The sequence below is a fragment of the Enterobacter sp. S-33 genome (assembly GCF_028735835.1).
In the GTDB taxonomy this organism is placed as follows: domain Bacteria; phylum Pseudomonadota; class Gammaproteobacteria; order Enterobacterales; family Enterobacteriaceae; genus Enterobacter; species Enterobacter vonholyi.
This window is the reverse complement of sequence record NZ_CP117838.1, coordinates 4,559,839-4,573,449: the sequence shown is the minus strand read 5'-3', so window position 1 is coordinate 4,573,449 and position 13,611 is coordinate 4,559,839. Positions and strand designations below refer to the sequence as shown.

Annotated in this window: 8 protein-coding genes, 1 tRNA gene and 3 rRNA genes; 10 read left to right on the top strand and 2 right to left on the bottom strand. The window is 54.1% G+C overall.

Translation table 11 applies throughout. The annotated features are described in order from the left end of the window. The first annotated feature begins 135 nt into the window (after positions 1 to 135). The 6 genes from rbsD (at position 136) to rbsR (ending at position 5,989) form a co-directional block, all read left to right on the top strand. Complete coding sequence (gene rbsD, locus PUP35_RS21740) at positions 136 to 555, top strand: D-ribose pyranase (protein WP_003862392.1); 420 nt, start codon at positions 136 to 138, stop codon at positions 553 to 555. A gap of 7 nt (positions 556 to 562) precedes the next feature. After that, positions 563 to 2,068, top strand: coding sequence for a ribose ABC transporter ATP-binding protein RbsA (gene rbsA / locus PUP35_RS21735; RefSeq protein ID WP_021242658.1), 1,506 nt, complete (start codon positions 563 to 565; stop codon positions 2,066 to 2,068). Between the two features lie 4 nt (positions 2,069 to 2,072). After that, entirely contained in the window at positions 2,073 to 3,038 is a 966-nt protein-coding gene (gene rbsC / locus PUP35_RS21730; protein ID WP_021242657.1) for a ribose ABC transporter permease, read from the top strand. A gap of 27 nt (positions 3,039 to 3,065) precedes the next feature. Continuing rightward, positions 3,066 to 3,956, top strand: a complete 891-nt coding sequence (gene rbsB / locus PUP35_RS21725) for a ribose ABC transporter substrate-binding protein RbsB (RefSeq protein WP_008503498.1) — start codon at positions 3,066 to 3,068, stop codon at positions 3,954 to 3,956. A 107-nt stretch (positions 3,957 to 4,063) separates the two neighbouring features. Continuing rightward, positions 4,064 to 4,993, top strand: a complete 930-nt coding sequence (gene rbsK, locus PUP35_RS21720) for a ribokinase (RefSeq protein WP_274243353.1) — start codon at positions 4,064 to 4,066, stop codon at positions 4,991 to 4,993. A gap of 3 nt (positions 4,994 to 4,996) precedes the next feature. After that, positions 4,997 to 5,989 carry a ribose operon transcriptional repressor RbsR gene (gene rbsR / locus PUP35_RS21715; RefSeq protein ID WP_111964226.1) on the top strand — a complete coding sequence of 331 codons (993 nt, stop codon included), beginning with the start codon at positions 4,997 to 4,999 and terminating at the stop codon, positions 5,987 to 5,989. On the opposite strand, the gene mdtD is transcribed toward rbsR, so the two are convergent. Continuing rightward, the gene (mdtD, locus tag PUP35_RS21710; protein ID WP_274241389.1) at positions 5,955 to 7,388 is read right to left on the bottom strand and encodes a multidrug transporter subunit MdtD; all 1,434 of its coding nucleotides are present in this window, start codon (positions 7,386 to 7,388) and stop codon (positions 5,955 to 5,957) included. The genes rbsR and mdtD overlap by 35 nt on opposite strands. Further along, a complete protein-coding gene (locus PUP35_RS21705; protein ID WP_023309775.1) occupies positions 7,385 to 8,092 on the bottom strand; it encodes a FadR/GntR family transcriptional regulator in 708 nt (235 codons plus the stop codon). Before PUP35_RS21705 ends, mdtD begins: the two co-directional genes overlap by 4 nt. A 454-nt stretch (positions 8,093 to 8,546) precedes the next feature. Between PUP35_RS21705 and PUP35_RS21700 the strand changes: the two genes are divergently transcribed. The 4 genes from PUP35_RS21700 (at position 8,547) to rrf (ending at position 13,525) form a co-directional block, all read left to right on the top strand. Further along, positions 8,547 to 10,088, top strand: a 16S ribosomal RNA gene (locus PUP35_RS21700). Positions 10,089 to 10,172: 84 nt separating this feature from the next. Beyond that, a tRNA-Glu gene (locus PUP35_RS21695) sits at positions 10,173 to 10,248 on the top strand. Positions 10,249 to 10,431: 183 nt separating this feature from the next. Then, a 23S ribosomal RNA gene (locus tag PUP35_RS21690) occupies positions 10,432 to 13,337 on the top strand. Positions 13,338 to 13,409: 72 nt separating this feature from the next. Then, a 5S ribosomal RNA gene (rrf, locus tag PUP35_RS21685) occupies positions 13,410 to 13,525 on the top strand. The 16S, 23S and 5S rRNA genes sit together here with 1 tRNA gene alongside, the layout of an rRNA operon. Positions 13,526 to 13,611: the final 86 nt, after the last annotated feature.

Below are 13,611 nucleotides of genomic sequence, written 5' to 3'. Positions count from 1 at the left end.
CTATTTCTCCCATCAATATTTCACTTAGCGAAACGTTTCGACGTCGATCACAAATCTGTTACGTCATGATGGTTTTCTGAACATTTCTGGCGCTACACTACTTTTAGCGAAACGTTTCGCTAGTGGAGCAAGAAAATGAAGAAAGGCACGGTACTCAACTCAGAAATCTCATCGGTTATTTCCCGCCTTGGGCATACCGATACGCTGGTGGTTTGCGATGCAGGCTTACCGGTTCCGCGCAGCACAACCCGTATTGATATGGCGTTAACGCAGGGTGTTCCTTCGTTTATGCAGGTACTGGAAGTCGTGACGGCGGAGATGCAGGTTGAGGCAGCCATTCTCGCGGCGGAAATCAAACAACATAATCCGCAACTCCACGAAACGTTGCTCAGCCATATTGAGCAACTGCAACAACACCAGGGAAACACCATAGAAATTCGTTACACAACGCACGAGCAGTTCAAACAACAAACCGCAGACAGTCAGGCGGTAATTCGCAGCGGGGAGTGTTCCCCGTATGCGAATATCATTCTCTGTGCTGGCGTCACCTTCTGAGGCCATCATGGACGCATTACTGCAACTCAAAGGGATCGATAAGTCGTTCCCGGGCGTAAAAGCCCTCTCCGGCGCGGCGCTGAACGTCTACCCCGGGCGCGTAATGGCGCTGGTGGGGGAAAACGGCGCCGGCAAATCCACCATGATGAAAGTGCTAACCGGTATCTATCAACGCGATGCCGGTTCACTCCTCTGGCTGGGTAAAGAAACCACCTTCACTGGCCCGAAATCTTCTCAGGAAGCGGGTATCGGCATTATTCACCAGGAACTGAACCTGATCCCGCAGCTCACCATTGCGGAAAACATCTTCCTCGGCCGCGAGTTTGTTAACCGGTTCGGCAAAATCGACTGGAAAACTATGTATGCTGAAGCGGACAAGCTGCTGGCGAAGCTGAACCTGCGCTTTAAGAGCGACCGTCTGGTAGGCGATCTGTCGATTGGCGATCAGCAGATGGTGGAAATCGCGAAGGTGCTGAGCTTTGAGTCTAAGGTCATCATTATGGATGAACCGACCGACGCCCTGACCGATACTGAAACCGAATCCCTGTTCCGCGTCATCCGCGAGCTGAAGTCGCAGGGGCGCGGGATTGTCTATATCTCTCACCGCATGAAAGAGATCTTCGAGATCTGCGACGACGTCACCGTTTTCCGCGACGGGCAGTTTATTGCCGAGCGCGAAGTGGCCACGCTGACCGAAGATACGCTCATTGAAATGATGGTGGGACGTAAGCTTGAAGATCAATATCCGCATCTGGATAAAGCGCCGGGAGAGATCCGCCTGAAGGTAGACAACCTCTGCGGTCCGGGCGTGAACGACGTGACCTTTACCCTGCGCCAGGGCGAGATCCTGGGCGTGGCGGGCCTGATGGGGGCGGGACGTACCGAGCTGATGAAAGTGTTGTACGGCGCACTGCCGCGCACCAGCGGTTATGTCACCCTTGACGGCCATGAAGTGGTCACCCGCTCTCCGCAGGATGGTCTGGCGAACGGCATCGTCTATATCTCCGAAGACCGCAAACGCGATGGCCTGGTGCTGGGCATGTCGGTAAAAGAGAACATGTCCCTGACCGCGCTGCGCTATTTCAGCCATAGCGGTGGAAGCCTGAAGCATAAAGACGAACAGCAGGCGGTCAGCGATTTTATCCGCCTCTTTAACGTCAAAACCCCGTCGATGGAGCAGGCGATTGGCCTGTTATCCGGCGGGAATCAGCAGAAAGTGGCGATTGCGCGCGGGCTGATGACGCGCCCGAAAGTGCTGATCCTCGACGAGCCAACCCGCGGCGTGGACGTGGGCGCGAAGAAAGAGATCTATCAGCTGATTAACCAGTTTAAGGCCGACGGTCTGAGCATCATTCTGGTCTCTTCCGAGATGCCAGAAGTATTAGGCATGAGCGATCGCATTATCGTTATGCATGAAGGGCATCTCGGCGGTGAATTCACTCGCGAGCAGGCCACCCAGGAAGTTCTGATGGCTGCCGCTGTGGGCAAGCTTAATCGCGTGAATCAGGAGTAAGAAGATGACTACCCAGGCTGTTTCTGGTCGCCGCTATTTCACAAAGGCGTGGCTCATGGAGCAAAAATCGCTGATTGCCCTGCTGGTGCTGATCGCGATTGTATCGACCATGAGCCCGAACTTTTTCACCGTTAATAACCTGTTCAACATTCTGCAGCAGACGTCGGTGAATGCCATTATGGCGGTCGGCATGACGCTGGTAATTTTGACCTCAGGTATCGATCTGTCCGTCGGTTCCCTGCTGGCCCTTACCGGCGCGATCGCCGCTTCGCTTGTCGGGATTGAAGTCAACGCGCTGGTGGCTGTGGCCGCGGCCCTGGCGGCAGGGGCCGCGATTGGCGCCGTCACCGGCGTGATTGTGGCAAAAGGTCGCGTTCAGGCATTCATCGCCACGCTGGTGATGATGCTGCTGCTGCGCGGGGTGACCATGGTTTATACCAACGGCAGCCCGGTCAATACCGGCTTCACCGATAACGCCGATCTGTTTGGCTGGTTCGGTATCGGTCGCCCGCTGGGTGTTCCGACACCGGTCTGGATCATGGCTATCGTCTTCCTGGCGGCGTGGTACATGCTGCACCATACCCGTCTGGGCCGTTATATTTATGCGCTGGGCGGTAACGAAGCGGCAACGCGCCTGTCCGGTATCAGCGTTAATAAAGTCAAAGTTATCGTCTACTCCCTGTGCGGTCTGCTGGCGTCACTGGCGGGCATTATCGAAGTGGCGCGCCTCTCTTCCGCGCAGCCGACGGCGGGTACGGGGTATGAGCTGGATGCTATCGCGGCAGTGGTTCTGGGCGGTACGAGTCTTGCGGGCGGTAAAGGTCGCATTGTTGGGACATTGATCGGCGCACTGATTCTCGGTTTCCTGAATAATGGTTTGAATTTGTTAGGTGTTTCCTCCTATTACCAGATGATCGTTAAGGCAGTGGTGATTTTGCTGGCGGTACTGGTAGACAACAAAAAACAGTAACTGACGACACTACAGGACATCTTAGATATGAACATGAAAAAACTGGCTACCCTGGTTTCCGCTGTCGCGCTGAGCGCAACCGTAAGTGCTAACGCCATGGCGAAAGATACCATCGCGCTGGTTGTCTCAACCCTGAACAACCCGTTCTTCGTCTCCCTGAAGGACGGTGCGCAGAAAGAAGCTGACAAGCTGGGCTACAACCTGGTGGTGCTGGATTCACAGAACAACCCGGCGAAAGAGCTGGCTAACGTTCAGGACTTAACCGTTCGTGGCACCAAGATTCTGCTGATCAACCCAACCGACTCTGACGCCGTAGGTAACGCCGTTAAAATGGCAAACCAGGCGAAAATTCCGGTGATCACCCTGGACCGTCAGGCAACCAAAGGCGACGTGGTGAGCCACATTGCGTCTGATAACGTGCTGGGCGGCAAAATCGCGGGTGATTACATCGCGAAGAAAGCTGGCGAAGGCGCGAAAGTTATCGAACTGCAGGGGATTGCCGGTACGTCTGCCGCCCGCGAGCGTGGCGAAGGCTTCCAGCAGGCTGTGGCTGCACACAAATTCAACGTGCTGGCGAGCCAGCCAGCAGACTTCGATCGTACCAAAGGTCTGAACGTCATGCAGAACCTGCTGACCGCACACCCTGATGTGCAGGCGGTCTTCGCGCAGAACGACGAAATGGCGCTCGGTGCGCTGCGTGCTCTGCAGACTGCAGGTAAATCTGATGTGATGGTTGTCGGATTTGACGGCACGCCGGATGGTGAAAAAGCAGTAAACGATGGCAAACTGGCTGCGACCATCGCTCAGCTGCCTGAGCAGATTGGCGCCACTGGCGTTGAAACTGCCGACAAAGTGCTGAAGGGCGAAAAAGTTCAGGCTAAATACCCGGTTGACCTGAAGCTGGTCATCAAGCAGTAAAAGGCGAATCAGGCAGTCGCTGGCTGCCTGAGGGACACCAATAAAAGAAAAGTGTGGCATACGCCACCGGGTAACACCGGTGGCGCTCTCAGATGGACAACCCAACCATGAAAACCGCAGGCAACCTCGTCGTCCTTGGCAGTATCAATGCCGATCACATTCTTAACCTTGAATCGTTCCCTGCACCGGGCGAAACCGTCACGGGTAATCAGTATCAGGTGGCATTTGGCGGTAAAGGTGCCAACCAGGCCGTGGCTGCCGGTCGTAGCGGGGCGAATATTGCGTTTATCGCCTGCACGGGTGATGACGATACCGGTGAGCGTGTACGCAAGCAGCTCGCGAGCGACAACATTGATATCGCACCGGTCAGCGTTGTTGCAGGGGAATCTACCGGCGTGGCGCTGATTTTCGTCAACGCTGAAGGTGAGAATGTCATCGGTATTCATGCTGGGGCTAACGCTGCGCTGACGACGGAGCGCGTAGAAGCGCAACGTGCAATCATCGCCGGAGCGGAAGCCCTGCTCATGCAGCTGGAATCACCGGTTGAATGCGTGCTGGCCGCCGCAAAAATTGCGCATGAAAATCATACCACTGTTGTACTGAACCCGGCCCCAGCACGTGTATTATCAGACGAGCTGCTGGCGCTGGTGGACATCATTACGCCGAACGAAACCGAAGCCGAAAAGCTGACGGGCATTCGCGTAGAAAATGATGACGATGCCGCACGAGCCGCGCGTGCACTGCATGATAAGGGCATCGGCACCGTAATTATCACCCTTGGCAGCCGTGGGGTGTGGGCAAGCGTCAATGGCGAAGGCCGTCGCGTGCCGGGCTTTAAGGTCAAAGCGATTGATACCATTGCAGCGGGAGACACCTTCAATGGTGCACTGGTGACCGCGCTGCTGGAAGGCAAGAAAATGGATGACGCTATTCGCTTCGCTCACGCCGCTGCCGCGATTGCGGTGACGCGCAAGGGCGCCCAGCCTTCCGTTCCGTGGCGTAAAGAGATCGATGAATTTTTAAGTCAGCAGGGGTAACGCTTGGCTACAATGAAAGATGTCGCCCGTATGGCGGGCGTTTCTACCTCGACGGTCTCCCACGTCATTAATAAAGATCGCTTCGTCAGCGAGGCGATTCGGGAAAAAGTCGAAGCTGCGGTAAAAGAACTCAACTATGCGCCGTCTGCGCTGGCGCGCAGCCTTAAGCTCAATCAGACGCGCACCATCGGTATGCTGATCACCGCAAGTACCAACCCCTTTTATTCAGAACTGGTTCGCGGCGTGGAGCGCAGCTGCTTCGAGCGCGGCTACAGCCTGGTGCTGTGTAACACCGAAGGTGACGAGCAGCGCATGAATCGTAACCTGGAGACGCTGATGCAAAAACGCGTCGACGGGCTACTGTTGCTCTGCACCGAAACGCACCAGCCCTCGAAAGAGATCATCCAGCGCTATCCTTCTATTCCCACCGTGATGATGGACTGGGCCCCATTCGACGGAACCAGCGATCTCATTCAGGATAACTCCCTGCTGGGTGGTGATATGGCGACTCAGTATCTGATTGATAAAGGCTATACCCGCATCGCCTGTATTACCGGTCCGCTGGATAAAACCCCGGCGCGTTTGCGTCTGGAAGGGTATCTCTCCGCCATGGATCGAGCAGGGCTCGCCATTCCTGATGGCTACCGGATCACTGGTGATTTCGAATTTAACGGTGGCTTCGAGGCAATGCAGAAACTGCTGACGCAAGCGCAGCGCCCGCAGGCGGTCTTTATTGGTAATGATGCGATGGCGTTTGGTGCCTATCAGGCGTTGTACCAGGCGGGGCTACGCGTGCCGGACGATATGGCGGTGATTGGCTACGATGATATTGAACTTGCCCGCTACATGACGCCGCCGCTGACTACTATTCATCAGCCGAAGGATGAACTGGGAGAGCTGGCCATAGATGTGTTGATCCACCGTATGGCGCAGCCCACGCTGCAGCAACAACGCCTGCAGCTTACTCCTGTTCTGATGGAACGCGGTTCGGTTTAGCTTTCTCTTTATGACGCTCTTTAATCAGGTTTCTGCCGTCTTTCGGTTTTAACAGCATAAAGACCAGCGCCGATACCACGGTAAGTGCGCCCATGGTGATAAAGGTATAGTGGAACTGCTCAACGGTATTTGCGTTGTCAAAACCCTCATAAAACCTCAGCACCGCTGCACTCACGGCAACCCCTAAACTGATCGACAGCTGTTGCGTTACCGCCAGCACGCTGTTGCCGCTACTGGCGTTCTCGTCAGTCAGATCGGCGAGGGTGATGGTGTTCATCGATGTGAACTGCGTCGACATCGCCATGCCCAACACAAACAGCGGCAGGATCAGCATCCAGACGGGTAACGCGGCGGACTGCAGCGAAAACTGCGCAATCATCAAACCGATAAAGACCGTCACGCCAACCAGCGTCTTACGATAGCCAAACCAGCGCAGCACCTGCGTAACGGTTGATTTTGCCAAAATCGAGCCCATTGCCGTGGGCGCCATCATGCAGCCAGCAATCAGGGCCGGGTAGCCGAAACCCACCTGCAGCATCAATGGCATCAGGAACGGCACACAACCCGTCCCCAGACGAGACGCAATGTTGCCTGCAATCCCTACGGAAAAGGTTCGGGTGTTAAAGAGCCCCAGGGAGATTAACGGTGTCGGATGGCGGCGCGCGTGACGTATATAAAGAAGAAATAACAGAATACCGCCCAGGATAATGGAGAGCGCTATCCACGTTGCGACGATCTTCTCGCCAAACAGCTCCATCCCGCTGGAGAATAATACCAGGCTCAGGCCGAACAGGAAAAAGCCGCCCATGTCGAAGCTGCGCCTTGGCGTGGTGAAGTTCGGCATATATTTGCGGGCATACAGCAGCCCCGCAACGCCAATTGGGATATTAATCAGGAAGATCCAGTGCCAGCTTGCCCATGTGACAAACACGCCACCGAGTACCGGGCCAAGTATCGGGCCAACAAGGCCTGGCATGGTAACGAAGTTGAGCACGGGAAGTAACTCGCTGCGCGGGTAGGCTCGCAGTAGGGCAAGGCGCGCCACGGGCATCATCATCGCGCCGCCGATACCCTGCAATACGCGGAAGATAACCAGCTCTGTTAATGATGAGGAGAGCGCACAGGCCAGTGAACCGAGCGTAAAGAGCGTTACGGCCAGCATGAAAACTCTGCGGGTGCCAAAGCGGTCGGCCAGCCAGCCGCTGACCGGTATTAACATTGCCACCGTCAGGGTGTAGCTGATGATGGCGGACTGCATCGCCAGTGGGGAACGGTTGAGGCTTTGCGCAATAGCGGGAAGCGCGGTGTTGAGGATGGTAGCATCCAGTGCCTGCATAAAAAACGCCATGGCTGCAATCCACGGCAATCCGGCCATGCTGCGCGCTTTTTTCTTTGTCATTTATTTACCTGCTGGTGGGTTGGCGCGGCCAGCAATGCCTGGCACGCACTCAGGGCTCGTTGCCCGTCGCTTTCCTGGATGGCATCCACTATCGCCTGATGCAAATCCAGTTTTACCACTTCGTTTTGTGTAATAGAGGTAAAGTAGGTGTGATACACCGAATGAAATAAAGAGGCAAAAGAGGTAAGGAACGGATTGGCGCTCATCATATAGATGTGTTCATGCCAGGCCATATCGACCTCAACCCAGCGTTCGCGGTTGAAGTGTTTTTTCAGGAACACCATCTCTTCCATCAACGCGTTAAGCTGCGCTTTCTGCTCTGCTGTTCCCAGCGTAGCGGCAAGCAGACATGCCTGAGGTTCAAGGCTGCTGCGCATCACCAGAAAGTGATCGACGACCTGATGAAAGTTATCTTCCGTCATCCACCAGGAGAGCAGCTCCTGATCGAGAAAATTCCAGTTACTCTGTGGCATTACGCGTGTGCCAATGCGAGGACGTGGAAGCACCATACCTTTTGCCGTCAGGGTTTTTACCGCCTCGCGAACCGCGGTACGACTCACTCCAAACTGCTCACCCAGCTCCATTTCACCCGGCAGGATGCTACCGGGGGCATATTTACCCGCTAAAATCCGCTGCGCCAGCTTTTCTGCCAGCACGTACGACAGGTTTTTTTGGGCGGCCAGCTGTTGTGCGCTTAATGGCATCGCTTTTATTCCTTAAAGATACATGCTGATAATTATGCCACCTCGAATGTGATTGTGGTTGCAGATACATCAAATAGAACAATTTGTAGCTTGATTTCACCTCGGGTGGTGAAAAAAAACGCGGATGAAAACTTTTTTTAAATTTCCTCTTGTCACGTCGGAATAACTCCCTATAATGCGCCTCCACTGACACGGAACAACGGCACACACGCCGCCAGGTCAGCAGAGAATAGCGTAAATAAACGCTTGACTCTGAAGCGGGAAGGCGTAATATGCACACCCCGCGCCGCAGCGAAAAGCGAAGCGGCACTGCTCTTTAACAATTTATCAGACAATCTGTGTGGGCACTCAAAGTGACATGGATTCTTAACGTCGCAAGACGAAAAATGAATACCAAGTCTCTGAGTGAACATGCGTAATTCATTACGAAGTTTAATTCACGAGCATCAAACTTAAATTGAAGAGTTTGATCATGGCTCAGATTGAACGCTGGCGGCAGGCCTAACACATGCAAGTCGAGCGGCAGCGGAAAGTAGCTTGCTACTTTGCCGGCGAGCGGCGGACGGGTGAGTAATGTCTGGGAAACTGCCTGATGGAGGGGGATAACTACTGGAAACGGTAGCTAATACCGCATAACGTCGCAAGACCAAAGAGGGGGACCTTCGGGCCTCTTGCCATCAGATGTGCCCAGATGGGATTAGCTAGTAGGTGGGGTAACGGCTCACCTAGGCGACGATCCCTAGCTGGTCTGAGAGGATGACCAGCCACACTGGAACTGAGACACGGTCCAGACTCCTACGGGAGGCAGCAGTGGGGAATATTGCACAATGGGCGCAAGCCTGATGCAGCCATGCCGCGTGTATGAAGAAGGCCTTCGGGTTGTAAAGTACTTTCAGCGGGGAGGAAGGCGGTGAGGTTAATAACCTCATCGATTGACGTTACCCGCAGAAGAAGCACCGGCTAACTCCGTGCCAGCAGCCGCGGTAATACGGAGGGTGCAAGCGTTAATCGGAATTACTGGGCGTAAAGCGCACGCAGGCGGTCTGTCAAGTCGGATGTGAAATCCCCGGGCTCAACCTGGGAACTGCATTCGAAACTGGCAGGCTAGAGTCTTGTAGAGGGGGGTAGAATTCCAGGTGTAGCGGTGAAATGCGTAGAGATCTGGAGGAATACCGGTGGCGAAGGCGGCCCCCTGGACAAAGACTGACGCTCAGGTGCGAAAGCGTGGGGAGCAAACAGGATTAGATACCCTGGTAGTCCACGCCGTAAACGATGTCGACTTGGAGGTTGTGCCCTTGAGGCGTGGCTTCCGGAGCTAACGCGTTAAGTCGACCGCCTGGGGAGTACGGCCGCAAGGTTAAAACTCAAATGAATTGACGGGGGCCCGCACAAGCGGTGGAGCATGTGGTTTAATTCGATGCAACGCGAAGAACCTTACCTACTCTTGACATCCAGAGAACTTTCCAGAGATGGATTGGTGCCTTCGGGAACTCTGAGACAGGTGCTGCATGGCTGTCGTCAGCTCGTGTTGTGAAATGTTGGGTTAAGTCCCGCAACGAGCGCAACCCTTATCCTTTGTTGCCAGCGGTTAGGCCGGGAACTCAAAGGAGACTGCCAGTGATAAACTGGAGGAAGGTGGGGATGACGTCAAGTCATCATGGCCCTTACGAGTAGGGCTACACACGTGCTACAATGGCGCATACAAAGAGAAGCGACCTCGCGAGAGCAAGCGGACCTCATAAAGTGCGTCGTAGTCCGGATTGGAGTCTGCAACTCGACTCCATGAAGTCGGAATCGCTAGTAATCGTAGATCAGAATGCTACGGTGAATACGTTCCCGGGCCTTGTACACACCGCCCGTCACACCATGGGAGTGGGTTGCAAAAGAAGTAGGTAGCTTAACCTTCGGGAGGGCGCTTACCACTTTGTGATTCATGACTGGGGTGAAGTCGTAACAAGGTAACCGTAGGGGAACCTGCGGTTGGATCACCTCCTTACCTTAAAGAACCTGCCTTTGTAGTGCTCACACAGATTGTCTGATGAAAAGTAAATAGCAAGGCGTCTTGCGATTGAGACTACACGTCCCCTTCGTCTAGAGGCCCAGGACACCGCCCTTTCACGGCGGTAACAGGGGTTCGAATCCCCTAGGGGACGCCACTTGCTGGTTCGTGAGTGAAAGTCACCTGCCGTCATATCTCAAAACTGACTTGCGAGTCATGTTTGAGATATTTGCTCTTTAAAAATCTGGATCAAGCTGAAAATTGAAACGACACATCTTAATGGTGTGTTCGAGTCTCTCAAATTTTCGCAATCTTGAAGTGAAACATCTTCGGGTTGTGAGGTTAAGCGACTAAGCGTACACGGTGGATGCCCTGGCAGTCAGAGGCGATGAAGGACGTGCTAATCTGCGAAAAGCGCCGGCGAGGTGATATGAACCTTTGACCCGGCGATGTCCGAATGGGGAAACCCAGTGCAATTCGTTGCACTATCGTTAACTGAATACATAGGTTAACGAGGCGAACCGGGGGAACTGAAACATCTAAGTACCCCGAGGAAAAGAAATCAACCGAGATTCCCCCAGTAGCGGCGAGCGAACGGGGAGCAGCCCAGAGTCTGAATCAGCTTGTGTGTTAGTGGAAGCGTCTGGAAAGTCGCACGGTACAGGGTGACAGTCCCGTACACGAAAGCACACAGGCTGTGAACTCGAAGAGTAGGGCGGGACACGTGGTATCCTGTCTGAATATGGGGGGACCATCCTCCAAGGCTAAATACTCCTGACTGACCGATAGTGAACCAGTACCGTGAGGGAAAGGCGAAAAGAACCCCGGCGAGGGGAGTGAAAAAGAACCTGAAACCGTGTACGTACAAGCAGTGGGAGCACCTTCGTGGTGTGACTGCGTACCTTTTGTATAATGGGTCAGCGACTTATATTCTGTAGCAAGGTTAACCGTATAGGGGAGCCGAAGGGAAACCGAGTCTTAACTGGGCGTTAAGTTGCAGGGTATAGACCCGAAACCCGGTGATCTAGCCATGGGCAGGTTGAAGGTTGGGTAACACTAACTGGAGGACCGAACCGACTAATGTTGAAAAATTAGCGGATGACTTGTGGCTGGGGGTGAAAGGCCAATCAAACCGGGAGATAGCTGGTTCTCCCCGAAAGCTATTTAGGTAGCGCCTCGTGAATTCATCTTCGGGGGTAGAGCACTGTTTCGGCTAGGGGGCCATCCCGGCTTACCAACCCGATGCAAACTACGAATACCGAAGAATGTTATCACGGGAGACACACGGCGGGTGCTAACGTCCGTCGTGAAGAGGGAAACAACCCAGACCGCCAGCTAAGGTCCCAAAGTCATGGTTAAGTGGGAAACGATGTGGGAAGGCACAGACAGCCAGGATGTTGGCTTAGAAGCAGCCATCATTTAAAGAAAGCGTAATAGCTCACTGGTCGAGTCGGCCTGCGCGGAAGATGTAACGGGGCTAAACCATGCACCGAAGCTGCGGCAGCGACGCTTATGCGTTGTTGGGTAGGGGAGCGTTCTGTAAGCCGTTGAAGGTGTGCTGTGAGGCATGCTGGAGGTATCAGAAGTGCGAATGCTGACATAAGTAACGATAAAGCGGGTGAAAAGCCCGCTCGCCGGAAGACCAAGGGTTCCTGTCCAACGTTAATCGGGGCAGGGTGAGTCGACCCCTAAGGCGAGGCCGAAAGGCGTAGTCGATGGGAAACAGGTTAATATTCCTGTACTTGGTGTTACTGCGAAGGGGGGACGGAGAAGGCTATGTTAGCCGGGCGACGGTTGTCCCGGTTTAAGCATGTAGGCGGAACGACCAGGTAAATCCGGTCGTTTATTAACGCTGAGGTGTGATGACGAGGCACTACGGTGCTGAAGTAACAAATGCCCTGCTTCCAGGAAAAGCCTCTAAGCATCAGGTAACACGAAATCGTACCCCAAACCGACACAGGTGGTCAGGTAGAGAATACCAAGGCGCTTGAGAGAACTCGGGTGAAGGAACTAGGCAAAATGGTGCCGTAACTTCGGGAGAAGGCACGCTGATATGTAGGTGAAGCCCCTGCGGGTGGAGCTGAAATCAGTCGAAGATACCAGCTGGCTGCAACTGTTTATTAAAAACACAGCACTGTGCAAACACGAAAGTGGACGTATACGGTGTGACGCCTGCCCGGTGCCGGAAGGTTAATTGATGGGGTTAGCGGCAACGCGAAGCTCTTGATCGAAGCCCCGGTAAACGGCGGCCGTAACTATAACGGTCCTAAGGTAGCGAAATTCCTTGTCGGGTAAGTTCCGACCTGCACGAATGGCGTAATGATGGCCAGGCTGTCTCCACCCGAGACTCAGTGAAATTGAACTCGCTGTGAAGATGCAGTGTACCCGCGGCAAGACGGAAAGACCCCGTGAACCTTTACTATAGCTTGACACTGAACACTGGTCCTTGATGTGTAGGATAGGTGGGAGGCTTTGAAGCGTGGACGCCAGTCTGCGTGGAGCCGTCCTTGAAATACCACCCTTTAATGGCTGGTGTTCTAACGTAGACCCGTGATCCGGGTTGCGGACAGTGTCTGGTGGGTAGTTTGACTGGGGCGGTCTCCTCCCAAAGAGTAACGGAGGAGCACGAAGGTTAGCTAATCCTGGTCGGACATCAGGAGGTTAGTGCAATGGCATAAGCTAGCTTGACTGCGAGAGTGACGGCTCGAGCAGGTGCGAAAGCAGGTCATAGTGATCCGGTGGTTCTGAATGGAAGGGCCATCGCTCAACGGATAAAAGGTACTCCGGGGATAACAGGCTGATACCGCCCAAGAGTTCATATCGACGGCGGTGTTTGGCACCTCGATGTCGGCTCATCACATCCTGGGGCTGAAGTAGGTCCCAAGGGTATGGCTGTTCGCCATTTAAAGTGGTACGCGAGCTGGGTTTAGAACGTCGTGAGACAGTTCGGTCCCTATCTGCCGTGGGCGCTGGAGAATTGAGGGGGGCTGCTCCTAGTACGAGAGGACCGGAGTGGACGCATCACTGGTGTTCGGGTTGTCATGCCAATGGCACTGCCCGGTAGCTAAATGCGGAAAAGATAAGTGCTGAAAGCATCTAAGCACGAAACTTGCCCCGAGATGAGTTCTCCCTGAGACTTTAAGTCTCCTGAAGGAACGTTAAAGACTATGACGTTGATAGGTCGGGTGTGTAAGCGCAGCGATGCGTTGAGCTAACCGATACTAATGAACCGTGAGGCTTAACCTTACAACGCCGAAGGTGTTTTGGCGAAGAGACAGAACAATCAAATTTCAGCCTGATACAGATTAACAGAATTTGCCTGGCGGCTTTAGCGCGGTGGTCCCACCTGACCCCATGCCGAACTCAGAAGTGAAACGCCGTAGCGCCGATGGTAGTGTGGGGTCTCCCCATGTGAGAGTAGGGAACTGCCAGGCATCAAACAAGTGAAGAGGCCATCCGAAAGGATGGCCTTTTTGCGTTTATGAGTCAAAAAATGGTAGGCCGGATAAGGCGAAGCCGC

Coding starts and splice junctions, on each gene's coding strand:
- rbsD (WP_003862392.1), top strand. CDS start 136: ATGAAGAAAGGCACGGTACTCAACTCAGAAATCTCATCGGTTATTTCC.
- rbsA (WP_021242658.1), top strand. CDS start 563: ATGGACGCATTACTGCAACTCAAAGGGATCGATAAGTCGTTCCCGGGC.
- rbsC (WP_021242657.1), top strand. CDS start 2,073: ATGACTACCCAGGCTGTTTCTGGTCGCCGCTATTTCACAAAGGCGTGG.
- rbsB (WP_008503498.1), top strand. CDS start 3,066: ATGAACATGAAAAAACTGGCTACCCTGGTTTCCGCTGTCGCGCTGAGC.
- rbsK (WP_274243353.1), top strand. CDS start 4,064: ATGAAAACCGCAGGCAACCTCGTCGTCCTTGGCAGTATCAATGCCGAT.
- mdtD (WP_274241389.1), bottom strand. CDS start 7,388: ATGACAAAGAAAAAAGCGCGCAGCATGGCCGGATTGCCGTGGATTGCA.
- PUP35_RS21705 (WP_023309775.1), bottom strand. CDS start 8,092: ATGCCATTAAGCGCACAACAGCTGGCCGCCCAAAAAAACCTGTCGTAC.